At 42.5% G+C, this 25,739-nt stretch carries 21 protein-coding genes and 3 tRNA genes; 9 read left to right on the plus strand and 15 right to left on the minus strand.

The genetic code is table 11. The annotated features are described in order from the left end of the window. Positions 1-188: 188 nt before the first annotated feature. The 8 genes from H9629_RS02190 to pyrC all read right to left on the minus strand — a co-directional run bounded on the left by H9629_RS02190 (position 189) and on the right by pyrC (position 8,243). Positions 189-1,601 carry an amino acid permease gene (locus H9629_RS02190; RefSeq protein ID WP_064101435.1) on the minus strand — a complete coding sequence of 471 codons (1,413 nt, stop codon included), beginning with the start codon at positions 1,599-1,601 and terminating at the stop codon, positions 189-191. A 114-nt stretch (positions 1,602-1,715) separates the two neighbouring features. After that, positions 1,716-1,791 (minus strand) — tRNA-Glu (locus H9629_RS02195). Positions 1,792-2,003: 212 nt separating this feature from the next. Further along, positions 2,004-3,434: an amino acid permease gene (locus tag H9629_RS02200; protein WP_064101434.1), complete on the minus strand. Its 1,431-nt coding sequence runs from the start codon at positions 3,432-3,434 to the stop codon at positions 2,004-2,006. 131 nt (positions 3,435-3,565) lie between these two features. Then, on the minus strand, positions 3,566-3,724 hold the full coding sequence (locus H9629_RS02205; RefSeq protein WP_171255251.1) for a hypothetical protein: 159 nt from the start codon (positions 3,722-3,724) through the stop codon (positions 3,566-3,568). 83 nt (positions 3,725-3,807) lie between these two features. Further along, positions 3,808-6,303: a TonB-dependent receptor plug domain-containing protein gene (locus H9629_RS02210; RefSeq protein ID WP_191730460.1), complete on the minus strand. Its 2,496-nt coding sequence runs from the start codon at positions 6,301-6,303 to the stop codon at positions 3,808-3,810. A gap of 165 nt (positions 6,304-6,468) precedes the next feature. Continuing rightward, positions 6,469-6,544: transfer RNA gene (locus H9629_RS02215), tRNA-Glu, on the minus strand. A 20-nt stretch (positions 6,545-6,564) separates the two neighbouring features. Further along, a complete protein-coding gene (gene rnt, locus H9629_RS02220; protein WP_034438210.1) occupies positions 6,565-7,224 on the minus strand; it encodes a ribonuclease T in 660 nt (219 codons plus the stop codon). Next, positions 7,209-8,243 (minus strand): dihydroorotase, encoded by a 1,035-nt coding sequence (gene pyrC / locus H9629_RS02225; RefSeq protein WP_064095553.1) that lies wholly within the window; start codon positions 8,241-8,243, stop codon positions 7,209-7,211. The genes rnt and pyrC overlap by 16 nt, the downstream gene beginning before the upstream one ends. Positions 8,244-8,395: 152 nt before the next feature. Here pyrC and H9629_RS02230 point away from each other — a divergent pair, with 152 nt between their 5' ends. Then, complete coding sequence (locus tag H9629_RS02230) at positions 8,396-9,667, plus strand: GGDEF domain-containing protein (protein ID WP_191730461.1); 1,272 nt, start codon at positions 8,396-8,398, stop codon at positions 9,665-9,667. Between the two features lie 74 nt (positions 9,668-9,741). Here H9629_RS02230 and argG read toward each other — a convergent pair whose 3' ends face one another. Further along, positions 9,742-11,082 carry an argininosuccinate synthase gene (gene argG / locus H9629_RS02235; protein WP_064095551.1) on the minus strand — a complete coding sequence of 447 codons (1,341 nt, stop codon included), beginning with the start codon at positions 11,080-11,082 and terminating at the stop codon, positions 9,742-9,744. 247 nt (positions 11,083-11,329) lie between these two features. Here argG and H9629_RS02240 point away from each other — a divergent pair, with 247 nt between their 5' ends. The 3 genes from H9629_RS02240 (at position 11,330) to H9629_RS02250 (ending at position 14,044) form a co-directional block, all read left to right on the plus strand. Beyond that, positions 11,330-11,683, plus strand: a complete 354-nt coding sequence (locus H9629_RS02240) for a hypothetical protein (RefSeq protein WP_064095550.1) — start codon at positions 11,330-11,332, stop codon at positions 11,681-11,683. Between the two features lie 147 nt (positions 11,684-11,830). Further along, positions 11,831-13,867 carry an NADPH-dependent 2,4-dienoyl-CoA reductase gene (locus tag H9629_RS02245; protein ID WP_191730462.1) on the plus strand — a complete coding sequence of 679 codons (2,037 nt, stop codon included), beginning with the start codon at positions 11,831-11,833 and terminating at the stop codon, positions 13,865-13,867. 87 nt (positions 13,868-13,954) lie between these two features. Beyond that, a tRNA-Ser gene (locus tag H9629_RS02250) sits at positions 13,955-14,044 on the plus strand. 129 nt (positions 14,045-14,173) lie between these two features. Here H9629_RS02250 and H9629_RS02255 read toward each other — a convergent pair. From H9629_RS02255 to H9629_RS02265, 3 genes are all read right to left on the minus strand, one after another. Then, positions 14,174-15,145, minus strand: coding sequence for a N5-glutamine methyltransferase family protein (locus H9629_RS02255; protein WP_191730463.1), 972 nt, complete (start codon positions 15,143-15,145; stop codon positions 14,174-14,176). A gap of 336 nt (positions 15,146-15,481) precedes the next feature. Beyond that, positions 15,482-16,180, minus strand: a complete 699-nt coding sequence (locus H9629_RS02260; protein WP_191730464.1) for a pirin family protein — start codon at positions 16,178-16,180, stop codon at positions 15,482-15,484. A gap of 183 nt (positions 16,181-16,363) precedes the next feature. After that, positions 16,364-17,578, minus strand: a complete 1,215-nt coding sequence (locus tag H9629_RS02265; RefSeq protein ID WP_064095546.1) for a L,D-transpeptidase family protein — start codon at positions 17,576-17,578, stop codon at positions 16,364-16,366. Positions 17,579-17,782: 204 nt separating this feature from the next. On the opposite strand from H9629_RS02265, the gene hemE reads away from it, so the two are divergent. The 5 genes from hemE (at position 17,783) to H9629_RS02290 (ending at position 23,843) form a co-directional block, all read left to right on the plus strand. Continuing rightward, positions 17,783-18,853, plus strand: coding sequence for a uroporphyrinogen decarboxylase (gene hemE, locus H9629_RS02270; protein ID WP_064101427.1), 1,071 nt, complete (start codon positions 17,783-17,785; stop codon positions 18,851-18,853). Between the two features lie 10 nt (positions 18,854-18,863). Then, complete coding sequence (locus tag H9629_RS02275; protein ID WP_064101426.1) at positions 18,864-19,667, plus strand: DUF817 family protein; 804 nt, start codon at positions 18,864-18,866, stop codon at positions 19,665-19,667. 143 nt (positions 19,668-19,810) lie between these two features. Continuing rightward, on the plus strand, positions 19,811-20,281 hold the full coding sequence (locus H9629_RS02280; protein WP_064095543.1) for a DUF3015 family protein: 471 nt from the start codon (positions 19,811-19,813) through the stop codon (positions 20,279-20,281). A gap of 77 nt (positions 20,282-20,358) precedes the next feature. Further along, the gene (locus tag H9629_RS02285; RefSeq protein WP_191730465.1) at positions 20,359-22,245 is read left to right on the plus strand and encodes an Lnb N-terminal periplasmic domain-containing protein; all 1,887 of its coding nucleotides are present in this window, start codon (positions 20,359-20,361) and stop codon (positions 22,243-22,245) included. 200 nt (positions 22,246-22,445) lie between these two features. Further along, positions 22,446-23,843: a diguanylate cyclase gene (locus H9629_RS02290; protein WP_191730466.1), complete on the plus strand. Its 1,398-nt coding sequence runs from the start codon at positions 22,446-22,448 to the stop codon at positions 23,841-23,843. Positions 23,844-23,854: 11 nt separating this feature from the next. Here H9629_RS02290 and H9629_RS02295 read toward each other — a convergent pair whose 3' ends face one another. From H9629_RS02295 to folE, 3 genes are all read right to left on the minus strand, one after another. Beyond that, positions 23,855-24,412, minus strand: coding sequence for a DUF4385 domain-containing protein (locus H9629_RS02295; RefSeq protein WP_191730467.1), 558 nt, complete (start codon positions 24,410-24,412; stop codon positions 23,855-23,857). Between the two features lie 273 nt (positions 24,413-24,685). Next, on the minus strand, positions 24,686-25,045 hold the full coding sequence (locus tag H9629_RS02300; RefSeq protein WP_191730468.1) for a cupin domain-containing protein: 360 nt from the start codon (positions 25,043-25,045) through the stop codon (positions 24,686-24,688). Between the two features lie 61 nt (positions 25,046-25,106). Next, positions 25,107-25,655 (minus strand): GTP cyclohydrolase I FolE, encoded by a 549-nt coding sequence (gene folE / locus H9629_RS02305; RefSeq protein ID WP_171254931.1) that lies wholly within the window; start codon positions 25,653-25,655, stop codon positions 25,107-25,109. Positions 25,656-25,739: the final 84 nt, after the last annotated feature.

Consider the following 25,739-nt stretch of genomic DNA (forward strand, 5'->3'; position numbering starts at 1 on the left):
TCTTGCCTCAGCTGAACCGGCGCTTCTTGTAGTATTAATGTTTTAAATTTTTTTGATAAAACAAGGATTAACAGACATATGTATATTTATGGGAACAGATAAAAGCAAAGCAGGAAATGTATAGATTTGAATTAAAGATATATTGACAAAAAGAGCAGCCGGAGCTGCTCTTTTATGTGCTTTAAGATTTAAGCTTTATTGTGATAGAACTTGTAGTAACTTGCATAACATAACGCGATAAATATCAGACAGCCTATGAAGCTGATCCGCATTGATGGATCAAAGACCATACTGATACAGGTAATAAAACAGAACACAAAGCCCAGGATTGGCACAATCGGGAACAATGGTGCAGCGAAGCCCAGTTCTTTGGCAGTATGACCTTGTTTATACCACTGACGACGGAAGTTGAACTGGCTTAAGCAGATACTCATCCAGACCACCACCATGGTAAACGCCGCGACGCCCAGCAAGTTGGTAAAGATAGTCTCTGGCGCAAACTGTTCAGACAATAAACCTGGCAATGCACCCAGCATAGTTACCATGACTGCAATATACGGTACACCGCGAGCATTGAGTCTTGAGAATATTGCAGGCAACTGTTTGCTATATGACAATGACCACATCATACGTGAAGCAGCAAACAGGCCCGAGTTGGCAGCAGACAGCAATGCAGTGATAATCACAAAACGGATGATATCTTCAGCATAAGGAATACCAATATGCTGAAATACTGTTACGAATGGACTGCTACTTACGCCTTCCGCAGCTAAGCCCGCTTCCTGATGCGGAAGTAAAGCTGTTACCACAATAATCGTACCTACAAAGAAAATTAATAAGCGGAAAATCGCAGTATTAATCGCTTTAGGAACATTTTTGGCAGGGTTTTCAGTCTCACCCGCAGCCACACCAATCAACTCGGTGCCAGAGAAGGCGAAGTTCACAATCAGCATCGTCGCAAAAATCGGGAACAGACCTTCAGGGAACCAGCCCTGTGCAGTCAGATTGGTAAATAAAGGAGCGGCTTCATATCCCTGATAGCCCAAAACACCAAATATGGCCAATAGGCCTAAAAGAATAAAAGCAACAACCGTGACCACTTTGACCAGTGCCAGCCAGAATTCGGATTCGGCAAACCAGCGGGTTGAAATCATATTTAGACTAAATACGAATACACCAAAGATAATGGTCCATAACCACATGGAAATATCCGGGAACCATTCCTGCATCAGCAAGGCAGCTGCAGTAAATTCAGTTCCGAGAGTGACCGACCACGTCAGCCAGTATAACCAGGTGATGGTATAGCCTGTACCTGGTCCGATATAACGTTTGGCATAAGCGCCAAATGAACCAGATTCTGGCATGTGGACGGCAAGTTCGCCCAAACATAGCATCACCATGTACGCGATAATACCGCCCAGGAGATAAGCGAGAATGGCACCTACAGGCCCCGTTTGTGCAATGACTTCACCCGACCCTAAAAATAGGCCTGTTCCGATTGCGCCACCCAGCGAAATCATGACCAGATGTCGTGTACTCATAGCGCGTTTTAAAGGCGCAGAATTGCCCTGATGCGTAGCATCATTCGGAGATGAGTGCATAGGAAATAAGAAATACTTCAAAGGAATGAAGCGAGCTATTGTAGTGAAAAACTACAAATCTGCAATCGAATAATAGTAATTTCGAATAAGGTCTGATCGTATGAGATCAATAGATGGCGTCCCTACGGGGATTCGAACCCCGGTTACCGCCGTGAAAGGGCGATGTCCTAGGCCTCTAGACGATAGGGACGTTGTGAGGTGATGCGTATATTAAGGATTAAGCCGGGTTTTGTCAAAAGGGTTTTTGCTAAAATTCATTTAACAGTTTAAACATTAGGCAAAACAAAAACTTTATTTTATTAAGATATTATTTTCTGAACAGATTTGCAGATTATAAAAAATAAACCCAATCGAAATTGGGTTTATTAAAGAGAGAAAAATCTCTATACCGAAGTCTAAAAATTAAGCTTTTTTATGATAGAGCCAGTAATAACTTGCATAACATGCCGCCATAAACAGTAAGCAGCCAATAAAACCGGACAGCATTTCAGGATCAGCCGCCATACTTAATCCCGTTGCGGTACAGCATACAAAACCTAAAATTGGTACAAGTGGAAACCATGGGGTACGGAATTTAAGATCAGACAGCGCATGACCAGATTTGAGCCACTGGCGACGGAAATTAAACTGGCTCCAACAAATGCTCATCCAGACAATGACCATAGTGAATGCGGCAACACCCATCAGGTTCTTAAAGATCACATCAGCACCGAACTGTTCAGACAGTAAGCCCGGTAAACCCCCAATCATGGTTACCCAAACCGCAATATAAGGCACACCTGATTTACTGACTTTAGCAAATATTCGGGGCAAATGATTTTTTGAAGAAAGTGCCCACATCATACGTGAAGCAGCATATAGGCCGGAGTTTGCAGTAGAAAGCAGGGCAGTGATAATCACAAAACGGATAAAGTCTTCTGCATAGGGAATGCCCATCTGGGTAAATACCGATACAAATGGACTGCTACTCAGGCCACCATGACCACCGACTTGCAGACCTGCATCAGTATAAGATAGTAGTGAGCTGATAACGATAATGGTGCCGACAAAGAAAATAATCAGACGCCATACCGCAGCATGAATCGCCTTAGGTACATTTTTCTCGGGATTTTCAGTTTCACCTGCAGCGATTCCGATCATCTCTGTACCGTTAAAGGCAAAGTTTACGATCAGAAGGGTGGTAAACAGGGGAATCAAGCCATTCGGCAACCAGCCATGCTCGGTCAGATTGCTAAACAGTGGTGCAGATTCATAGCCGTGGAAAGGAATAAATCCAAAAATACACGCAAAACCCAGAATGATGAAAATCAATACAGTGGCGACTTTAATCATTGATAACCAGAATTCAGACTCGGCAAAGGTGCGGGTTGAACTCAGGTTGGATAACAGGACCCCGCCAGCAAAGATTAATGTCCATAACCAGATAGAAGTTTGCGGGAACCACTCCTGCATCAGAATGGCAGCGGCCGTAAATTCTGTACCCAAGGTCGCGGACCAACCCAGCCAGTACATCCAAGACACCATATAGCCGGTACCCGGACCGATATAATTTGTGGCGAATGCACCAAAGGAGCCGGATACTGGCAAATGTACTGCCAGTTCACCCAGGCAGAGCATGACCATATAAGCGATCAAGCCACCAATAATATAGGCCAGTACGGCACCGAGCGGACCAGCTTGGGAAATCACTTCACCTGAGCCCATAAATAGCCCGGTACCAATCGCACCACCCAGAGAAAGCATGATCAGATGGCGTGTGCCCATGGCACGTTTTAACGACGGAGTTTGACCCTCAACAGACGAATGCTGTGAAGGTGGAGAGGGAGATTGCATAACTAAATCGAGAGAGGAGATTCAAAAGAGGTATTTTAGTTTTAATTATATGAAATATCATATAAATTGAAATTTCCCCATAAAGTTATTTTTTAATTTAAAAAATAAATCTTTGAAAAGATCACTCAAAATTAGTGATCTGGAGTTTGATATTGCTCAGGCTGAGAGTTTTCAGCTGGCGTTGTCACTGTCTCAGTCTCCGCAGTATGGTTATCATCACGGTTGACGATATAGAGATATAGCGCGGATGGGGCTAAAATCAGTAAAACCAGTAAGATCTTTTTTAACATGACACAAAGGCACAATATGAAATCGCATTAATTATAGCCTAAGCAAATTAAAAAGAGCAGCAGCATGTACCTCTATTCAGACTCTAGAATTTAAAAGTAACATCTGCGATAAATTGGCGGCCAATTTGTGGATAGGCAATACCCGAATCCAGATAAAAATTATCACGATTCGTCACATTGTTAATCGTTAAACCTAAAATGGCTTTAAGGTCCTTATTTAAAGGAATATCATAGGTCGTCCGTACATCCCAGTAGAAAGTATTTTTGGTGGTGTATGGGGTATACATATCATATTGTTCATTATTTTTATCAGAATAACCTTTTGATATTTTCTTCATGGCATCCACTTTGCCTTGGTAACTGATGAAGTTATTAATGCTTAAAGGAATCCGGTCAAATTTAATATTCCAACCTAAACGTGTTGTCCAGGGAGTATTAAAGATTTCAGATGGCTTATCTTCAGCATTGATCAATTTACCATCGTAGTAGATGATGGGTGTGCCGGTATAATACGCTGTGCTGTATGAGTCGAAGTTACGCTGGGTTTCAGTATAATCTGCATTTAGGCTGAACAAATGCTGTGTGCCAAATAACTTCAATGGGCTAATGTTAATCAAGCTTAAGGTATAAATATTAGATTCAAATTTACCTTCATTATCATAAGTATAGCTAAAGCGATTGGTTGAAATGGCTGGATCCTTAACTGATTCTGTGCGGCGGATCTGGTTCTTATTTTTACGATTAACCCATTTTAGACCAATACGGCTATTTGCATATTCAGCATTGATTCCGAACATGGTTTCATCTGCATAAGGGGTATCAAGCTGCGAACGATAAGTAAAAGAACCGGCATATGCTTTTTCTTTCCAGTCGGCTGATAGGTTGTCACGTGTTTGGCGAATGATCAATAAACCTTTTTGATCTTGTAATTCATTATAAAAGGCATTTAAACCATAGTAGCGGTTCCAGCCAGTGGTAAAGGATAATTGTTCATTAGCAAAAGGTTTAAAAACAAATGAGCTACGTGGTGCAACATTATTATTTTTAGTTAAGCTGTCATAGTCTGCACGAAAGCCAAGTGTTGCTGTGAAGTATTTGTCCCATTGAATCTGATCCTGTAAAAATGCATGCCAACGGTCTTGCTGTACCTCAATTTTACCTGCCAAATAAGAGGTGCGATTTTTTAGAAACTGTCCGTCTTGGCCATTTCCTTCATCACATGCATCATATTTATGACCAGTATTTGAATAACAGCTGAGATTGGCAATATTTCCAGTCGCACTAGAATAAATGCTTGTTGTGACAGGACGTTTCCAATGAGCATTATAGTGTCCATATCCTCCGCCCATTTTGAACGTATGGGTCGTATGCTGGGTTTGAATGGGTTCAAATAATGCCTTAAGACTATATTCTAGTTTTTCCTCCTGCTGCTGAGTGCTGCCGAAGCTGCCTTCAATTTGCATACCCGAGGACTTCCAGTTTTTGGTTAATGATTTCAACCAGGAAATATTATCTGTCGCACTTTTACGGTTTGCAGTCTGCGTTTGATAATTGGCTTGTTGCTCAAGTTCAACTGAATTCAATTTATTTTTTAAGTTGATATAGAAACTTTGGCTGTCTGATGTATGTGAGCTTTGGGAGTTATGAGTGGATGAAAGAAAATAGTCACCACTCGATTCCATAAATTGTGTGCCAATCTTTAAAACCGTATTGTCACTGGGAGTATAGAAAAACTCTATACCTGCATTGTTTGAACCTCGTTTTTGTTCATAAGAATCTGGGTTATCAATACTTGTTTTTAAAGGAATATCTGCACGGCGATATGAACCAAATGCATTGAAACCCAAACTTTCAGCAAGTTTGCCATATGACGTTGCACTGATCCCTTGACGTGTAAAGAAAGGTTGTTTGCTTTCACTGGTGGAATTTTCAAATTCTTCAGCTGCTTCTTTACTAGGGAAATTGATGTCTGACCAATGATCAGAAGTATAGTCATAGCTCAGGCTGCCATGAATTTTACCAATTTCGGTTTGGGGAACACAGGTTTCTGCACTGACTACGCCACCTGTGAACTCACCAAATTCGGCACCCACATTGCTATCAAGTAGGGTGATTTTACACAGCAGATCGGCATTAATTGTCACCGTTTGTGAACTTCCCATTATTTCATTCAGGGTATTACTTTTTGCGTCACTACCTGGATTAATATTGTTATTAATGCTGAGGCCATTGATCAAAAACTTATTATCGTAGGGTAGGCTGCCATTAATACTGATATCCGTCGCGTTGAGTTCGCCTTGCTGCAATCCACTACGTGCGTTTGAATCAAATTGTACATTCGGATTAACTTTTAATAATTCGGTGATGGTCTTAGAGCCATTTGGTATTTGCTGTATGTCCTCTTTATTGTAAACCGTTTTCCCCACCTCATTTTCTGTTTTAGCTTGAATCACAATGGTGGAAAACTTAACAGAAGCTTGTGATTTGACGTGTTCTGATTGATCGGATTTTTCAGCAAAAACAGTTGAACTCAATGCAGTTAAAACCGCAATAGAAAGTGGGGAATAAGCAAAACGCATGAGAGAGCTTGATTATGAGAAAGATAATGTAAGTAATTATCATTAACTATGGCGTGGTAATCAATGAAAATGAGAATTATTTCCATTAATAAAATAATGAATGTTCATGAATTAATCAGCTTGAGGTGCTGGTACAAGATATAGGAAGAAAGAGAAGAAGATAGATGGCGTCCCTACGGGGATTCGAACCCCGGTTACCGCCGTGAAAGGGCGATGTCCTAGGCCTCTAGACGATAGGGACGTTTAGAAGATGGCGGTATCTTATTGATCCGCCACCAGAGTGTCAAGCAGGTGAGGTGCGAGTTTGTTTAAAATATAGCAAAACAGTTCAGCGGTCTTCTGCGTATCATATAATGCAGAGTGAGCCTCTTTGCCATCAAACTCGATTCCAGCCTGGATACAGGACTTCGCCAGTACGGTCTGACCAAACATCACCGCACTTAAAGTCACTGTATCGAAGACAGAAAAACTATGAAACGGGTTCTGGTTTTTGGTTCCGGTACGGGCAATCGCGGCCTGAAGAAAACCTAAATCGAAATGTGCATTGTGTCCGACTAAAACCGCATGGGTACAGTTTTGCTGGCGACGTACTTCATTCACAGATTTAAAAATACGCTTAAGCGCAGTTTTTTCATCTTCAGCCATGGCGATTCGCATCGGATTAGAGGGATCGATCCCAATAAACTCCAGCGAACGGCGGTCGAGGTTTGCCCCTTCGAAAGGATTGATATGTGCATGGTAGGCTTGACCTGGCACAAATTGACCATCTTCATTATAAACAATCGGAATGGCCGCAATTTCCAGCAATGCATCAGTCTGTGCATTAAAACCTGCAGTCTCGACATCGACAACTACAGGTAAGAATCCACGAAAACGTTGACCAATGATTGGGAGAGTTTCATTTGTCACACTTTTCTCCATTGAATGGTTTTACCCGCATAGAGAGGGATAATCTGTTCACCATCCAGGTAGTTTAAACTTTCAGGAATCACTTGATCTTCTTTGATCAGGGTAATAGTGCTGGTATTACGTGGCAGGCCATAGAAGTCTGCACCAAAATGGCTGGCAAAACCTTCCAGGCGCTCAATTTTACCCACCTGATCAAATGCCTGAGCATACAGCTCAATGGCAGTCGGCGCACTATAACATCCTGCACAGCCACACGCATTTTCTTTTGCATTTTTTGAATGCGGCGCGCTGTCTGTTCCCAGGAAAAATTTAGGATTACCGCTGGTTGCGACTTCCAGCAAAGTTTGCTGATGGGTTTGACGCTTTAAAATTGGCAAGCAGTAGAAATGCGGCTTGATCCCACCGACCAGCATGTCATTTCGGTTAAACAATAAATGTTGCGGGGTAATGGTTGCAGCGACATTACGGTCTTGCTCGAGCACAAAATTTGCAGCTTCACTGGTGGTAATGTGTTCAAGTACCAGTTTTAGCTTGGGAAACTGTCTGAGTAAGGGAGCCAGTACTTCATCCAGGAAGCGCTTTTCACGGTCAAAAATATCCACATGATTATGCGTTACTTCGCCATGCAGTAATAAAGGCACTTGGTGTTCTTCAAGCTGTTCAATTACGCCGTAGACCTTGCTCATATCGCTCACACCGCTATCGGAGTTGGTGGTCGCACCTGCAGGATAGAGCTTGATGGCATTGACATACGCAGATTCTTTAATCTTCTTAACTTCGCTTGCCGGGGTGTTGTCAGTGAAATACAGCACCATACGTGGGTCAAAATTTATCCCTTCAGGCACATGGGCCATAATACGTTCACGATAGGCATTGGCTTCCTCCACGGTTTTAACGGGTGGCACCAGGTTTGGCATGCAAATGGCGCGAGAAAACTGTTTGGCTAAATCAGGAACGGTACGTTGAAGTGCTAAACCATCACGCAGGTGAACGTGCCAGTCATCTGGCTGGAGAATCGTAATCGTATTCAAGGCAAATTCAGTCGAACAAATAAAGTGAATGATAATCCATCTATAGCAAAAATGGTAACGAGAAAGCGCTACAAAATAAGGGATATCTATAATTTAATTTCAAAAAGTATGTTATTTTAGAATTACTAAAAAAATTACATAAATACTTGGCAATGGAATACAAGTACAGTCTAGCGAAATTACAAGATAATAAAGAAGACATAGAAAAATTGATCACACGACAAAGTCAGCGTGTAGGTCCGGTCTTCCCTCAAAATCTGGAACAAGAATTCTGGACAAAAAATCTGGAACGTGCCCGTAAACATGTCGAAAAATATGTTTGGGGCGGAGTATTGGCTTATTTTATTTTTTTAGTGGTGATCATTCCTACAGATTACTGGATTATCAGCAAAGAACATTTCGTACATGATTTTGTGTTGTGCATGCTGGGTCTCATCAATGGCTGCATTGCATTAACCCTCTTTTATATGTTTTCCTGTTTACCCAAAATCAGGCGGTTTTTCCCGCAGGCATCAATGTTGTTGGTATTTTGGATGCTGGTTTCAATTTCGTGTATTACCATGTCGATTAAAACTCCAGCTTTACAGCATCAGTCGATGGCGATTGTCACCATTATTTATATACTGGGATATGTTCTAACCGGTATCAAGCCTGTACAGATGCTGGTGACGGGACTGGCTGCAGCAGCTACCACGATTATTGCTTTATCAATCATGTCCATAGAATTTAGCCCCTTGGTTTTTGGGCGTATTCTGATTGGGAGCTGCTTGCTAGGTTATGTGATTAGTCATATGATTTTTGCACGTGAACGTGTGATTTTTCTCTATAGCATTCGTGCCAGAATCAGTGAGCAGATCCAGCGTATTCATACCACCGAATTATTACATTTAAGCCAGTATGATGAACTGACCAAGATTTCGAACCGAAGAACCTTTGATGAAACCCTGGAGGTCCATTTCGAACGTGCTCGCCGTGAGGAAACGGCTTTGGCGATTCTGTTTATTGATGTAGATTTCTTTAAAAATTACAACGATTTTTATGGGCATCAGAAAGGTGATGACGTTATTTCAAGCATTGCTAAAACGATCAAGAATGCGATCCGGCATATGGACTTTGTCGCACGTTATGGCGGAGAAGAGTTTGTGGTCCTCTTGCCTGAAACAGATGCGCATGGTGCTTATGCAGTGGCATCAAATATCTTTAAAGCGATTGACCGGCTGGAAATTCCACATGAAAAATCCTCAGTTGCGAAACATATCACTATCAGTTTAGGTATTACTGTCTATCGTGGTGAGGATGATATTGATAAAGATGCATTGTTGGGAATCGCGGATCAGGCGCTATATCGTGCCAAGCAGCTTGGACGCAATCAGATCTATTATCAGTCCATTCGATCAGTCAATTCAGATATCGCAAATGGTTAGAAATTCTAAATATCTATAAGCATCACCAATAAAAAACCGCGCTCAAGGCGCGGTTTTTTTGCTAAAGACAAAACTTAGTTTTTGTCTTTCAGTTGTGGCACTGCAGATGCTGTACCGACTGCGAGTAAACCTGTCTCTGTATAAATGCCCAGTTTCGCGCGAGTATCTGTAATATCCAGGTTACGCATAGTTAACTGGCCGATACGATCCATCGGCGAGAACATGGAATCACCTTTCTCCATAGTCAAACGCTCAGCTTCATAAGTGAGGTTAGGAGATTCAGTATTCATAATGGTGTAGTCATTACCGCGACGAAGTTCAAGCGTCACTGTACCGGTAACTGCTTTAGCGACCCAACGCTGTGCAGTTTCACGCAGCATCAGCGCTTGAGAATCGAACCAGCGACCTTGGTAAAGCAGACGACCTAAACGTAAACCGTTAATACGATATTGTTCGATGGTATCTTCGTTATGAATACCGGTCACAAGACGTTCATAAGCAATATGAAGAAGTGCCATACCCGGAGCTTCATAGATACCACGAGATTTCGCTTCGATAATCCGGTTTTCGATCTGATCCGACATACCCAGACCATGACGGCCACCGATACGGTTTGCTTCAAGAATGAACTCAACTGGATCTTCGATACGTTGACCATTGATGGCCACAGGGAAGCCTTCTTCAAAAGTAATGGATACTTCTTCAGGTTTGATTTCTACTTCTTCTTTCCAGAACGCAACGCCCATGATTGGCTCAACGATTTTGATGCCTGCATCCAGGTATTCAAGATCTTTGGCTTCGTGAGTCGCACCTAACATATTGGAATCTGTTGAGTATGCTTTCTCTTTTGACATTTTATAGTCAAAACCGTTGTCGATCAGGAACTGTGACATTTCTGCACGGCCGCCTAATTCGTCAATAAACGTCTGGTCTAACCAAGGCTTATAGATTTTAAGATTCGGGTTAGTCAACAAGCCGTAACGATAGAAACGCTCAATGTCGTTACCTTTATAAGTAGAGCCGTCACCCCAGATGTTCACGTCATCTTCTTTCATGGCAGTAACCAGCATGGTGCCTGTAACTGCACGACCAAGCGGGGTCGTATTGAAGTAAGGAACACCACCAGTAGAAATGTGGAACGCGCCACATTGAATTGCTGCAATACCTTCTAATGCAAGCTGTAAACGGCAGTCGATTAAACGTGCTTTTACTGCGCCATAAGCTTCAGCTTTTTTTGGAATCGCATCGTAATCGTCTTCGTCTGGCTGACCCAAGTTAGCTGTGTAAGCATAAGGTTCAGCGCCTTTTTGTTTCATCCACAAAAGAGCAGCAGAAGTATCTAGACCACCAGAGAAGGCAATACCAACTTTTTTACCTACTGGGACATTCTGCAAGATAGTTGCATTATCAGACATTGTTCATCCTAATGATATGAAATAGGCACGCCAGAATTGGTGGCCTGAAAAAATACATATTGCATCAATTGTATCATTAATTTATTTAGGTTTGCTTTAGAAAAGAAAAACTCGTTTTAAAATCTCTATTCAATAGACTTAAATAATCATAAATCGCACAATTTTGACCAGAATCCTGCTAAAAAATTAAAAATTCGCTATATTCAGCGCATAAAGTTAAAAAATCAGATAAATGAGGAATAAAATCATGGCGTCTCCTATTCCACCATTACCTAACTTAAATCCAAAAACCAAGAATGAAACGCTGGCACTGTTGCATGGGATTTATGCCGGTTTGCTGGTTTTTAGTACGATTGCTTTTTTATATCTGGAATATCAGCAATCCACGATTTCCATGCTGAGTCTGGGAATGATCCTACTAATTTTGTTGATACTGATTGTTTTAAATATACAGGCCTGTCTCAAGGTTAAGCTGGGGAATGGTTCAGGGCGGACATTATCCAGAGTGATGGCAATCCTCATGCTGTTCAGTTTTCCGATTGGGACAGTATTGGGTGCGATTGCATTATGGAAATCCAGTGCACGGCAATGGCAGCAATAATTTAATCGCGAAGGTTCGACATGAATATGCCAATTGGTATTTGTGCCTGAGAATGCAGACCTGATAGTCATAAAAAGCCCCTAAAAATCAGTTAAAGTACCTTTATAAGATTTAAGCTATTAGCCAAATAAAAATCAGGGATATGTTATGACTACGACGCGCTATGCCAATATTTTAAAACCACTTCATCTGGGTTTCACCACCATTAAAAACCGGGTGGTAATGGGATCGATGCATACTGGTCTGGAAGATCGCTTTTATAATTATCCTAAACTGGCAGCTTATTTTGGCGAACGTGCAAAGGGTGGTGTGGGTCTGCTGATTACAGGTGGAATATCGCCAAACCGTCAAGGCTGGTTGTTGCCGGCGGGCGGTACCATGAATACCTTGGGCGATATTGCACCGCACCGCTTGGTGACGCATGCAGTTCATAAGCATGGCGCCAAAATTCTTTTACAGATTCTGCATGCCGGACGTTATGGCTATCAGCCTTTTGTGGTTTCGGCCAGCCCGATCAAATCACCAATTTCTCCTTTTAAACCGCGTGAAATGTCAGATAAACAGATCCTGAATACCATTCAGGATTATATGAAAACTGCCAGCATTGCCAAAAAGGCTGGCTATGATGGCGTGGAAATCATGGGTTCTGAAGGCTATTTGCTGAATCAGTTTTTAAGTCGTCATGTCAATCAGCGTACTGACCGTTGGGGCGGCCCGATTGAAAACCGGATGCGTTTTGCCGTAGAAATTGTTAAAGCGATTCGTGCTGAAATTGGCGAAAAATTTATTATCTGTTTCCGTTTGTCACTTCTCGATTTGGTGCATGATGGCAATACCATGCAGGAAGTGATTACCGTAGCTAAAGCATTGGAAAAGGCCGGAATTACTTTACTTAATACCGGTATTGGCTGGCATGAAGCGCGTATTCCGACTATCGTCACTTCTGTGCCGCGAGCAGCTTTTGTTGATTACACCGCTGAAGTCAAGAAACATGTTTCAGTACCGGTGATTGCGTCCAACCGGATCAATATGCCAGATACTGCCGAAGCGATTCTGGCTTCTGGTCAGGCAGATATGGTACAGATGGCACGTCCACTTTTAGCGGATGCATTCTGGGTCAATAAAACAGCAACCAATCGTGTTGATGAAATTAATACCTGTATTGCCTGTAATCAGGCCTGTCTGGATCATACCTTTAAAAACCAGCGGGCAACCTGTCTGGTCAATCCGCGTGCCGGTTATGAAACTGAACTGGTCTATGTCAAAACCAAAAAACCAAAAAGTATTGCAGTGATTGGAGGAGGAGTTGCGGGTTTATCAGCAGCCACAGTCGCTGCCAGCCGTGGCCATGATGTGACGCTATTTGAAGCCAGTCACGAAGTAGGCGGGCAGTTTAACCTGGCTAAAGTGATTCCGGGGAAAGAGGAATTTCACGAAACAATTCGCTATTTTAAGGTGCAACTGGAAAAAACCGGAGTAGATGTACGTTTAAATACGCGGGTAAACCGCGAGCAGTTGGAGCGTGAAGGTTTTGATGAAGTGATTGTGGCTACAGGTGTCGTGCCACGTGCCTTGAATATCGAAGGCAGTCAGGCACCACAAGTCTTGTCTTATGCAGAAGTGCTACGTGGAGCACCTGTCGGTGATCGTGTTGCGGTCATTGGCGCAGGCGGGATCGGTTTTGATGTGTCCGAGTTTTTATTAAAGCCACCGCATCAGATACAGCCGCAACCCGTAAATGAATGGAAGCGAGAGTGGGGTGTAGATTCCCAACCAGATTATGTGACTGAAGGCGGGTTACAGCGAGCTGAAGTAGAACCTCCGGTACGGGAAATTTATCTGTTACAGCGTAAAAAAACAACACTTGGTGCAGGGCTGGGCAAGACTTCAGGGTGGGTACATCGTGCCCAGTTAAAAAAACATGCAGTACGTATGTTGCGCGGTGTGCAATATAAATCTGTTACCGATGAAGGTTTATGGATTGAGGTCGATGGCCATGCTCAATTATTGCGTGTGGATAGTATTGTGGTATGTGCAGGCCAAGAATCGGTGAAGGATCTGATGCCGCTTAACGGGGAAAATACCTTGGCGCAGTATCATATTATTGGCGGTGCAAAACTGGCAGCTGAACTGGATGCCAAGCGTGCTATTCGTGAAGGAGCGGAATTGGCAGCAAAATTGTAGCGATTTGATGAAACTATATGCAGTTGATTGCATTCACTGTAATTTTCACTTGTCAGTCGGATAAAAGCTCCGTATTATTGCGCACATGGAAGCGTGGCAGAGCGGTTTAATGCACCGGTCTTGAAAACCGACGAGGGTGTGAGTCCTCCGTGAGTTCGAATCTCACCGCTTCCGCCAGATTTTAAAACCCCAGTCGAAAGATTGGGGTTTTTTATTACTTTAAAATTTTAATAGCATGCTGGAAAATAAACGGGGTTCGAAGAAAACCACCATTTAAAAAGTCAATAATTTATAAATAGATATTATTCAAGCACGTACTTCAATCTTGATCAGTGCTAAAGCAATTCTTTCTACATGTTGGTAAGCTGGCTGTTCCAGTTCTTCACCAAAGATATCCGGGTCAATTTCTTCATAGGACCAGATTATATTTTGATGCTGTTGCATAAAATCTTTAAGATGCTGCAAAAACAGATTGCCATGTCCAGTCACGGTCACACCTGTATAGAGAAATAAACGTCCGCCAGAATTCAGCCGCTGTAAACCTTCTTTTATAATCCTGAATGATAAATCACAGCCATCCAGCTTATTACCGCCATGACGATATTGACGTTGATCTGCATCAATCAAATACGGCGGATTAGCAAAAATTAGGTCAAAATTCCCCTCAAGATTGGAAAATAAATTACTTTGAACCGGATGAATATGATTTAAGCCGGCAAAACTGATATTAATCTGGCTATAGAGCAAAGCTTTGGGATTCAGATCAGCAACCATGATTTCATTATTATCTGGAAATTGTCTGGCGAGGCTGATCGCAGCTGCTGACGTACCACAGCATATTTCTACGGCCCGTTTAAAAGGACGAGGCTGAGTGGCTAGATATTGCTTAAGATGATAGACAAAGCGATAAGTATCCGGACCAAAAAATACTGCATCCTGCTGAGTGGTGGGAAAAGCAGAATGAATAAAGAGTTCATTATCAAGTGAAGAAACCCGAACCTGACTCAAGTATTGGCCTTGCTGTAGCTGTAGAAGTTGATGTTCTTGCAATAATTCAAACAGGACGGGATCAAGATCAGTTTTCTTGAAACCTAGATTCCAGCCAAAGATATCCTGAAGGGTTCTGTGCTTATAAGTTTCATTCTTTTTTCGGTCCAGAATTCGCTGATGTGAAAGCGGGGTAATGGTTGTAAAGTGATAATCTTGTTCTTTTAAAAAGGCTAATAAATAAAGCAAAGCTTGTTGTTGGCTGTTTTGAATCTCTAAAATCTGGTTCATACCGATATGCTCTTCTATTTATTTAACCTAAATGAAAAGGTCAATTCACTTTATGCCTATAAAAGACAATATCAAACTAGTCATGAATGATCAAAGCTATACAGCGTTTGATTTCCTGGACATGGATCAGTTTATATTCACCTAAATAGGGCTGTGGTTAGGTAAAAATGTGATGAGAATTGGTTGGATTTGTATAGGTAGTAGGCATAGTTTTCTTAGTGAGGAAACCTTATACTGATTCTGCGAACTGATATTTCTTATTCATTATTCTATGTATAAAAAAGGCTATTCATCAAACTGATCAATAGCCTTTGTAGAGGGAGCCTTATTAAAAGCTTAGTTTGGTACTTCAGGTAAGTCAAACCAGATGACTTGCGCATCTTCACTTGCTTTAATTTCGGAGTCCTCCAGAAAAGCAATTGCACCACCCGCCTTAACTGTATGTTCTGCAATCTGGACAGTGCCAGAAACCACATGTACATAATTGATATGCTGGGTTGCTTTGACTTCCAGGCTGTGGCCTTGCTGAATTACCGCAGTTTTGACTTCGGCATTCTGACGAATATGCATCGGTGCATTGTCATTTGGACCACAAATCAAATGCCACTGATTGGGCTGCTCATGGGGATCAAGACGGATTTGCTGATAGTTCGGTTTGGCATTACGTTCCTTGGGAATAATCCAGATCTGTAACAGATGGACCTGTTCATCACCCTGGTTCATTTCACTATGTCGTACACCTGTTCCGGCGCTCATGAGTTGCCATTCACCCGCAGCAATTCCGCCATGATTGCCCATGCTGTCCTGATGGGTAATGGTTCCTTTGAGCACACAGGTCAGGATTTCCATATTGTCATGCGGATGTGTGCCAAAACCCTGATGACCATCGATCAGATCATCATTAATCACGCGTAAAGCACTGACTCCCATGTAGTTCGGATTATACCAGTTACCAAATGAGAAGCTGTGTTTAGACTCCAGCCAGCCCATTTTTACATGACCACGATTTTCGCTCGGATGTAGAAAAGCTTTCATGATTTAATCTCGATATTATTTTGAACTTGAGATCATCATACTGTCGTTTTAAAACTGAAAAAATCTCAAATAGGCGACAGATCATTGCATTTTTGCAACGACACAGCTCATAGCAAGAACTCATCAGGAATAAAAAAGCCCGCTTAAAAGCAGGCTATTTTATTTAAATCGGTAGAGCGGTCATTATTCTAGGAAACGAACCGTTACACCAGATTTCACTTTACGGCCTAAGTCATTGGCATCCCAGTTGGTTAGACGGATACAGCCATGCGATGCAGTTTTAGAAATTGCAGACGGGTTTGGCGTACCGTGAATACCAAAGGATTTTTTACTTAAACCAATCCAGATATTACCGACCGGACCATTTGGACCAGGTGGTAAAGATAACGGTTTCTTGTTATTGCCCTGAACAAAGTTGCTTGGTGAGTAGCTATACCATGGATTTGGAGCTACTCCAGTCACTTTATAAGTGCCGGTAGGAGATGGAGTGTCCGAACTACCAATAGTGGCAGGGAAAGAGCCGATCATCTGGTTACGGTTATTAAATAAATATAACTGCTTGGCACCTTTATGCGCCACAATTAGATGGATGTCTTCAGGAACTTCGTTACGGATATTGGCAACAATCAGTTTTTCCCCGGCTTTTTTAAAGGTCGCTTTCGGATTTAACTTTTTCAAAAAGTCTTCATCCATATGGAACTTTTCGCCCAACATTTCAGATACACGGGTGTAATACAGGCCTTTCATTTTGGCCTGCAAGGCGTAATCATGCGGAATAGACTGGGCATATGGACCTTTAAGATCATCCTCAGTGATAGTGTACTCGACGAAGGCAGGTTTAGAGCCCTGTTTTGCTACCAGCGCATCCCAGGTTTCTTTGGTCAGTGTTCCAGTAGGCTTGATGCCGTTCATTTGCTGGAAAGATGCAATCGCTTTCAGGGTGTTTTTACCGCTGGTACCATCAATTGCACCCGGAGAAGCATGTGCATTATTCAGCATGACATGAGCACGTGCATAGACAGGAAATTGACCTTTACCGATATTTTCATACCATTCCGCATTATTAAGACCGTCTAAGGTCCAGGAAGCTTTGGCTGCAGCCGAGCTGGCTGGAGTTTTACTGGTCGGAGCGGCGCCAATATCAGCAGTCTGGTCTTCAGTATTTTGTAGTACATTTAGAGCGTCAGAAGCTTTCTTCAGGTCTTGTTGTTCTTGGGCAGTAATTCTGGTTTCAGCCTGGGCTGCCGAAGCTTCAGTTGCCAAAGGATCAATCGGATCCTGTACTGAAACATCAGTTACTACTTGGGGGTTTAATGGTTGTTCAGCAGTAGACGCAGCGAAAACAGTACCTGCGAAAATGCAACCTAGACTCACAGCGAGCATTGTGCGAACGAACATGTAACTCAACCTTAAAATATTTCTTAACTATGTGAAAAAACACTATAAGTATTACAGAAAAAATGTGGAGATGCAGTAGTTGTTTTGTGTAATTGATCACATTTGATCACGACACATGATCGATTTTAAAAGTCGGCAGAAGTTATTAAAACTGTAGCCTTTTTGCTATGATGTCGGCAATGTCAAAGAAAGATGGGAATGTGAATGACGACCTTAAAAAATGATCGTTTTCTGCGCGCACTGTTGCGTGAGCCTGTAGATGCTACACCCGTATGGATGATGCGTCAGGCTGGCCGTTATTTACCAGAATATCGTGAAACACGTGCCAAAGCTGGAGATTTCCTGTCTCTTTGCAAAAATACAGAATTTGCCTGTGAAGTGACCTTGCAGCCTTTGCGCCGTTATGATCTGGATGCTGCGATTTTATTCTCGGATATCCTGACAGTGCCAGACGCTCTGGGATTGGGACTGTATTTTGAAGCTGGTGAAGGTCCTAAGTTTCATAAAACTGTACGTACCGAGCAGGATGTGGCAAACCTGCCTGCATTTAATGCCAAGTCGGATCTGGATTATGTAATGAACGCAGTTTCGACCATTCGTTCAGCCTTGGGTGGTCAGGTGCCTCTGATTGGTTTCTCGGGAAGCCCTTGGACTTTAGCGACATATATGGTCGAAGGCGGTTCAAGCAAAGATTTCCGGTTTACCAAACAGATGATGTATGAACAGCCTGAAGTTTTACATGCTTTACTGGACCGTCTGGCTGATGCAGTGACTGAATATTTGAATGCGCAGATTGATGCGGGAGCACAAGCGGTACAGATCTTTGATAGTTGGGGTGGGGCATTAGCGCATCGTGAATATATTGAGTTCTCGCTGAACTATATGCAGAAGATTGTCGCTGGCCTGCAACGTGAGAAAGACGGTCGCAAGATTCCGGTGATTCTGTTTACTAAAGGTGGTGGTCAGTGGCTGGAACCGATGGTTACCACAGGTGCAGATGCATTTGGACTGGACTGGACGACACCATTGAATGTTGCGCGTCAGACCATTGCTGGACGTGCAGCACTTCAGGGCAATCTGGATCCTGCCACTTTATATGGTTCATCAGAAACCATCATGAAAGCGACCAAAGCCATGCTGGACGATGCCTATGCCAATGGGGAAAAAAGCGGTTATGTCGCCAATCTGGGGCATGGTATTACCCAATGGGTCGATCCGGCCAAGCCTAAGGCATTTATTGATACCGTACATGAGTACAGCGCTAAATATCTCTAGGATGTGAACTTTGATTGACCTACTTAAATCAGGGTTTGAATTTACCTATAAGGCAGCTTCGGCTGCCTTATTTGGGATTTTACTCCTGCTGGCTTTTGCGCTGACCGCTTCTATGGGTAGTGATCGTTTTTTTGGTTTTTACCGCTATGACTATTTACTGTTTTTTGCCCTGATCATTCAGGTATTGCTGCTCTATACCAAACTTGAATCATGGGCTGAAGCTAAAGTCATTGCCCTGTTTCATCTCATGGCCATGGTCATGGAAATTTTTCTGACCCATCCAGCAATTGCATCCTGGCATTACCCTCAACCTGCAGTCTTTAAAATTATGACTGTGCCTTTATTTGCCGGTTTTATGTATTCTGCGGTTGGCAGTTTTTTTGCCCGTTCTTTGCGCATATATCAGGTGTCATTCGAAAAGTTACCGCGTTTTAGTCATATGTTGGCTCTGGCAGTCTTGTCTTATATCAACTTTATGAGCAAGTTTTTTATTCCCGACTATCGGGTGATTTTATTTGTCTGGAGCGTGGCCATGTTCTGGAAAACCAAAATCCGCTTTCAGCTGAATCAGCATGCTTTTCAGTTGCCGATGCTACCGGTACTGCTGATTCTGGCATTTGTTATTTGGATTGCCGAGAACATCAGCACCTTTTACCAGATCTGGCTCTATCCAAGCCAAGTAGAAAAATGGCATATGGTGGGGTGGGGCAAACTCGGGTCTTGGTATCTGTTGTTATTGCTGAGTCTGGTGTTGGTATTGAAAATCTTGGGACAGCGTAATTCACAAGGCAATTGGACACTTAAAGTGCAGTAAAATTATTCAGGTTATGTTTATGTAAAGCATGTATTTTTTCGATTGCACCAAACTTGACTTATCGCTACTCTGCTCAGTATGTAATTTAAATTACATAATTAGAGTAATAACAAAGATTGCATGAGAATAATCGGAGAATAAGTATGTTGAAAAAAATTATGCTCGCTGTGGTTTTGGCAACGGGTTCTGGTATGGCGATGGCGGATAACGATGTCGGTTGTGGTATCGGTAGTCAGGTCTGGGCGGGTCAGTCAGGCATTATTCCTAAGCTACTTGCAGGTACGACTAACGTTCTGTTTACGAATCAGTGGCTCGGGATTACTTTTGGTACTCTAGGATGTAGCCAGGGTGGTACTGTAACTGCTCAAGTGGTGACCTTTACCAATGAAAATGCTGAAGCACTGGCACGTGATATGGCGGTTGGCGAAGGTGAAAGCCTGAATGTACTGGCGGAACTACTTAATATCAAGTCTGAAGATAAAGCACGTTTCTTTAGCGTTTCCAAGCAAAATTTTTCTGAAATCTATTCTGCACACAACCAGAATACCTTACAGGTTTTAAACACCTTACAAACTGTGATGGCCAAAGATGAAGTCTTAAAAGCTTACATCTGATTCATACCATAAAAACCCTGCTGTTCTGGCAGGGTTTTCTTATGATTAAAAGAAATTGATGAGAATAAGTTAACTGAATGAAATATGCGTTCTTTGTGCTGGGCCTCACATTCAGCCCTTTAAGTTTTTCCAGTGAAATTAATTCAGACATCCAGCATTATCTGGTTCAGGCCGAAACACAGCATCTGGACCAAAGCACTACCTGGCAACGTCTGATGTATGCCAATCCCAAAGGTCATAGCGAAGTAAGCTACTCAGGATATTTTCTGGCAGAACAGGGAAAAACCGATTTAAAAAAGGAAATGCAACATAACATTCAGGCTTTATTTTTGAGTGCAGAACCGAATCAGTCCGTGCGCTGTAAGTTTCCGGCACGAAGCAGCTGGTTAATGCAGCAACTGGATATTTCTGAACAGCAATTGCCTGCGGTCAGCTGTCCGGATTTGGAGAAATGGCTAGGCGAAGTCAAGCCTTATCAGGCGACCCTGATTTATGCCACGGATTTCATGGGCAATCCCAGCTCCATGTTTGGTCATACCTTGTTGCGTCTGGACCCTAAAGACCAGCAACAACTTAATCTGATTTCTTATGCCGTCAACTATGCTGCAACGGTTAATAGCAATGATAACTGGTCCTTTGCCTGGAAAGGACTAACCGGACAATATCCGGGTGAATATTCACTGATGCCGTATTACCGCAAGGTCAAAGAGTATGGTGACTTTGAAAGCCGGGATTTATGGGAATACGAATTAAACTTAAGCCCGCAAGAAACCAGATTTCTGGTACAGCATCTTTGGGAAATGCAAAATGTAAGTTTCCCTTATTATTTTATCAACGATAATTGCTCCTATCGTTTACTCGGGTTGTTTGATCTGGTTCGTCCCGAGTTAAATCTACAGAAACAGTTTAATTCGACTGCAATTCCGATTGAAACACTGAAAGTCGTAGAACAGCAGGGCCTGGTTAAGCAGAAAGTTTATCGTCCGGCGCTTGAGACTCAATTGTTGGCTCAGTCCAGACAGCATGGTAAAGCTCTGGCAAAAAGTGCACATCAGTTAGCTTATGCAGAAGCAGACATAATGCCTTCAATCTTGCAAGATTATTCGGCAGAGAATCAGGCCAAAATTCTGGAAATGGCCTATGATCATTTATATCTGGATTTCCTCCGGCAGAAAGTCGATGAATCATTTTCCCAGCCACGTTTCCGCAAGCTATTGGGTTTAAGAAGTCAGCTAAATGTCGAGAAACAGCGTAAAGCGCCGAAACGTCCAAAAACAGATCCGGTACAAAGCCATCATGCACACAATATCAGTATTCAGGCCGGACAGGTTCAAGGTGAATCTTTTATCCAGCTTGGCCATCGGCAAGCCTATCATGATCTCGTCGACCCGCAAGGCGGTTTTCGAACCGGCACACAACTGCTGTTTCTAGATGGGGCTTTGCAATATCGTGATAGTGAACTCAAACTGGAGCATCTGGATCTATTGACTGTCAACTCCTATAACCCGATCAATCCGTTTAATACACCCTTGTCCTGGGGGTTTAATCTGGGTTGGCAACAGGAAGCACTGGATACACATGGCCGATTTAGTGAAAATGAACAACATGGCGTCGCTAGCTTAAAAACTCAGGTTGGCTATAGCTGGGCAAATGCCAGCCGTGAACATCTATGTTATGCACAAATGCAAACTCAGCTACAGGTAGGCAAGGCACTCGATCAGGGCTGGCGCGTAGGTGCTGGTCCCACCGTGGGTTGTCAGAATATCTGGAGCGATCATATGAACAGTCTGGTACAGGTAGAGCTGCCGTATTGGGAGGATTCGCATCACTGGCACCTGAAATTGAATACCCAGCTCCAATATGCGTTCAATCCACAACATGCGCTTCGGCTGTCTTGGACGTATCAGCAACAGCAATCCAAAGACTGGGATCAATGGAGCCTTGGCTTGATACGGTATTTTTAAAATAGGTTAAAATAGATTTAAACTATTCATCAATCCTTGGTTCTCCATAAGGCTGTCTTTGCGCTTGCCCTTGTCTTGTATAGAGAGTGGCTTGGTCTGATACAAATAATCTGATCAATATTTTAGGAAAAATACCTGATATTTGTTATATTTGTCACATAATGTGAGTGCAAATTTCAGAGTTTTGGGGAACAGACAGTATGGATAATGAATGCATGGCAAGGTTGGCCGAGCAGTGGAAACAGATCTGTCAAAATTATTCATCAGATAATTTATTGCATGCCTTTCAGTTTATTCAAGACCACTCCCTGATTCTGGTTGAAGAGTTCTATAAAAACATGCTTATCGAAAAGGAATCTGCAGAATTCTTTTCCGATGACCTGATTCAGAAGCGCTTGCGTGACACCTTGAATGCCTGGCTACTTGAAAGCTTTAGTGTAGGAATTAATAAACGTTATGCTGATGCCGTACAAAAACAGGCATTGGTAGGACATGTGCATGCACGTGTCGGGATTCCATCTTGGTTGATCATGCGCGGTGTACGTGAAATTGAACGTAAAATGTTTGAACTGCTGGATGAGAATCCTGACCAGGGTATGTTGACCACCTGCAGTTATATTATCCAAATTATGGGCTTTGCCACAGAAATAATGTGCCGATCCTATGAAGCCAAAACAGCCCTGAACCAGGAAATCAAACACAGCTATCGTGTTTTTTCAGCAATGCAGGATGTGGCCGTACAAAAAGATAAACAGCGCAGCTCACTGCTGGACTGGGAAAATGAACTCATGTTCAAGGTCTTTTCCGAGCATGAGAAATTGAATCATCCGATGCTGTCCAAGTCGGAGTTCGGTTTATGGTTTGTCCATAAAGCCTCTTATGCTTTTACCGGTTCTGATCAGGTCGATTTAATCATTGAGCGGATTTATCAGGTTGATGAACTCAATCAAGATATTATGAACTGTACGGATAAGAATAATATGCTGGGGTTGATCCAGAAAATTCGGAATCTGAATCGTGAAATTCAGCTACTGGTAGATCAGTTATTCCAGGTAGCCGAGTATATTGAATCAGGCAATGACTCCTTGACTCAATTACTGAATCGTCGTTATTTGAATACGATTATTTCACGTGAAATCACTTTTTCTCGCAAGAATCATACCCCCTTGTCTTTGCTTGCCATTGATGCCGACTATTTCAAAAGTATCAATGACAAATTCGGGCATGCTGCAGGTGACTTGGCCTTGAAGTTTCTGGCCGAAGGCTTGCAAAAATACAGTCAGGGCAGTGATTATGTTTTCCGGATCGGCGGTGAAGAATTTTTGCTGTTACTGGTGGATACTGATGAAAAACGCGCCCTGAATATTGCAGAAAGTATTCGTAAATATATTGAAAATGGCATGATTAATTCGATACAAGGCCATCAATTTAAATTTACTGTCAGTATTGGGTGTGCCCTCTATGATGGACATCCGGATTATCAGCGCTTCCTGAACGCAGCAGATTCTGCCTTGTATATGGCGAAGAATAACGGGCGTAACAGAGTCTATATGGCTCATCAGTCCGTAAAGCCGGCCGTACAGCCACTTTCAGTCTAAATTATATGCATTTATCCAGTTAGAGACTGCTGTTGTAAAAAATCCTGAAATTTCTGTTTTTGCTCAAGATATGCCGGATGGGTTTTGGCTTCATCCCATTTCTGTTTAAAAATTTCGGCAGCAGCGGCTTTAACCGGATCTTCCTGATAGCGTGGCAGCTCTGAACGGCCATGTGCGCCACTCAAGCCTTTTTTATCTTCTGGAACCGGACCAACGTATTTTTTGCCACCTTTATGGTTGGCATAACGACGCGCACGGGTAAAACCCATCTGTAAAAACTTGCGTGCCATGTCTGCCCCGATAAAATCTTCTTGTTTCAAATATTCTAGGAAAAGCTGGTAGATCTTGTCACTGCTGGCTTGGGCTTTGTCTACATCGGCAAAGCGCCAGTGCGGCAGAATTTCCGATTTGTAAGGTTCAACCAGTAACACGCCTTGTTCACCACGGCCAATCCGGTACAGTTCTGGTCGTTTGCGAAAATTAATTTTTTTAAAGTCCAAGCTATAGTCAAAACTGTTTGAATAAACACGTGAAGTGCGTTTAGGAGGAGCAGGCTGCTTTTTGCTCATGGCGAGTTCCAGTATTTGCATACCTGAATTATGCAATCATCTAACAGCAAGATCTGTATTTAAACATGACAGAAAATGTAGTTTAGCAATCCGCAATAGAGGATATGAAACGACTGATTTTCATTTTTTATTTATAAAAGTAAAAGAGAGATTCAGATCATATACTGAGAAAGTTGTTAGCTAAACAAGCGTTATAGAAAGAATATTAAAACACCTAAGGAGTTTATTACGAAATTCCTTAAACGTTGAGGAAAATAAAATGCAAAAAGCCTTTTAACATTCCACTACCACATAATACTTTTTAACAGCTTCAACCACTTCAAAAGTACCAATAAAACCAGGAGGAATAATACCGGCTTCCCCTGCCTTAATTTCAACAAATGACTGTTTTTGGGTGTCATGTAAACGTACGATGCCTTCAATGACCTGAAAAAATTCCTGTTTATTCTCGGCAAATACAATATTCCAGGCACCGATTTCACATTGCCAGATGCCGCAGTCCATATGAGGATGCTGATAGGCACTCTGAGTCAAGCGTTTAGGATTGGCTTTGACCAGACGATCTGGTCGTGGGTAATCGATACTTTCCTTAGCCTGACTTAAACCCTGACCCGCAATCCAGATAGATGACATTGGTAGCCTCGTCGTGATAAAAAAGCCTCAATATCAATTAAGGCTTCCACTTATGAATTTATTAAAAATTTTCTGGAACTGCACTTAAAAATTCACGACGTGTTTCTTTATCGGTTTTAAAATCCCCAATAAACGATACCGTACGAGTAGTTGATTCCTGCTTACCTACACCACGCATCATCATACACATATGTGCAGAATCAATCATGACTGCAACACCGCGTGCTTTGGTGACTTCAGCCACTGCTTCTGCAATTTGCTGGGTCAGATTTTCCTGGATTTGCAAACGGCGCGCAAACATTTCTGTAATGCGGGCAAATTTGGATAAACCTAAAACATGACCTTCCGGTAAATAGGCGATATGCACGCGGCCATAAAATGGCAGTAAGTGATGTTCACAGAGCGAATAAAATTCGATGTTTTTGACCAGTACCATTTCACGGTTATCAGAAGGGAAGACCGCCTTGTTGGTTACTTCCTCAAGTGTCTGGCTATAACCCGATGTTAAATATGAAAATGCTTTCGCAGCGCGCACTGGCGTATCTTTGAGACCAGGGCGATTGAGATCTTCGCCAACGGCAGTAAGAATGTTTGCGTAGGATTGCTGCATAGTCATATGACGTATTCACTTAAACTGAGAATGAACAAGGACGGCATTGTAGCAGAAAACTTTTACAATGCCTTGTTTTGGAGC

The sequence above is a fragment of the Acinetobacter pecorum genome, assembly GCF_014837015.1.
Lineage (GTDB): Bacteria > Pseudomonadota > Gammaproteobacteria > Pseudomonadales > Moraxellaceae > Acinetobacter > Acinetobacter pecorum.

What these genes read in the sequence shown, in the direction of transcription:
- H9629_RS02190 (WP_064101435.1), bottom strand. Translation starts at nt 1,601, where the DNA reads ATGCACTCATCTCCGAATGATGCTACGCATCAGGGCAATTCTGCGCCT.
- H9629_RS02200 (WP_064101434.1), bottom strand. Translation starts at nt 3,434, where the DNA reads ATGCAATCTCCCTCTCCACCTTCACAGCATTCGTCTGTTGAGGGTCAA.
- H9629_RS02205 (WP_171255251.1), bottom strand. Translation starts at nt 3,724, where the DNA reads ATGTTAAAAAAGATCTTACTGGTTTTACTGATTTTAGCCCCATCCGCG.
- H9629_RS02210 (WP_191730460.1), bottom strand. Translation starts at nt 6,303, where the DNA reads ATGCGTTTTGCTTATTCCCCACTTTCTATTGCGGTTTTAACTGCATTG.
- rnt (WP_034438210.1), bottom strand. Translation starts at nt 7,224, where the DNA reads ATGGAGAAAAGTGTGACAAATGAAACTCTCCCAATCATTGGTCAACGT.
- H9629_RS02230 (WP_191730461.1), top strand. Translation starts at nt 8,396, where the DNA reads ATGGAATACAAGTACAGTCTAGCGAAATTACAAGATAATAAAGAAGAC.
- argG (WP_064095551.1), bottom strand. Translation starts at nt 11,082, where the DNA reads ATGTCTGATAATGCAACTATCTTGCAGAATGTCCCAGTAGGTAAAAAA.
- H9629_RS02240 (WP_064095550.1), top strand. Translation starts at nt 11,330, where the DNA reads ATGGCGTCTCCTATTCCACCATTACCTAACTTAAATCCAAAAACCAAG.
- H9629_RS02245 (WP_191730462.1), top strand. Translation starts at nt 11,831, where the DNA reads ATGACTACGACGCGCTATGCCAATATTTTAAAACCACTTCATCTGGGT.
- H9629_RS02255 (WP_191730463.1), bottom strand. Translation starts at nt 15,145, where the DNA reads ATGAACCAGATTTTAGAGATTCAAAACAGCCAACAACAAGCTTTGCTT.
- H9629_RS02260 (WP_191730464.1), bottom strand. Translation starts at nt 16,180, where the DNA reads ATGAAAGCTTTTCTACATCCGAGCGAAAATCGTGGTCATGTAAAAATG.
- H9629_RS02265 (WP_064095546.1), bottom strand. Translation starts at nt 17,578, where the DNA reads ATGTTCGTTCGCACAATGCTCGCTGTGAGTCTAGGTTGCATTTTCGCA.
- hemE (WP_064101427.1), top strand. Translation starts at nt 17,783, where the DNA reads ATGACGACCTTAAAAAATGATCGTTTTCTGCGCGCACTGTTGCGTGAG.
- H9629_RS02280 (WP_064095543.1), top strand. Translation starts at nt 19,811, where the DNA reads ATGTTGAAAAAAATTATGCTCGCTGTGGTTTTGGCAACGGGTTCTGGT.
- H9629_RS02285 (WP_191730465.1), top strand. Translation starts at nt 20,359, where the DNA reads ATGAAATATGCGTTCTTTGTGCTGGGCCTCACATTCAGCCCTTTAAGT.
- H9629_RS02290 (WP_191730466.1), top strand. Translation starts at nt 22,446, where the DNA reads ATGGATAATGAATGCATGGCAAGGTTGGCCGAGCAGTGGAAACAGATC.
- H9629_RS02295 (WP_191730467.1), bottom strand. Translation starts at nt 24,412, where the DNA reads ATGAGCAAAAAGCAGCCTGCTCCTCCTAAACGCACTTCACGTGTTTAT.
- H9629_RS02300 (WP_191730468.1), bottom strand. Translation starts at nt 25,045, where the DNA reads ATGTCATCTATCTGGATTGCGGGTCAGGGTTTAAGTCAGGCTAAGGAA.
- folE (WP_171254931.1), bottom strand. Translation starts at nt 25,655, where the DNA reads ATGCAGCAATCCTACGCAAACATTCTTACTGCCGTTGGCGAAGATCTC.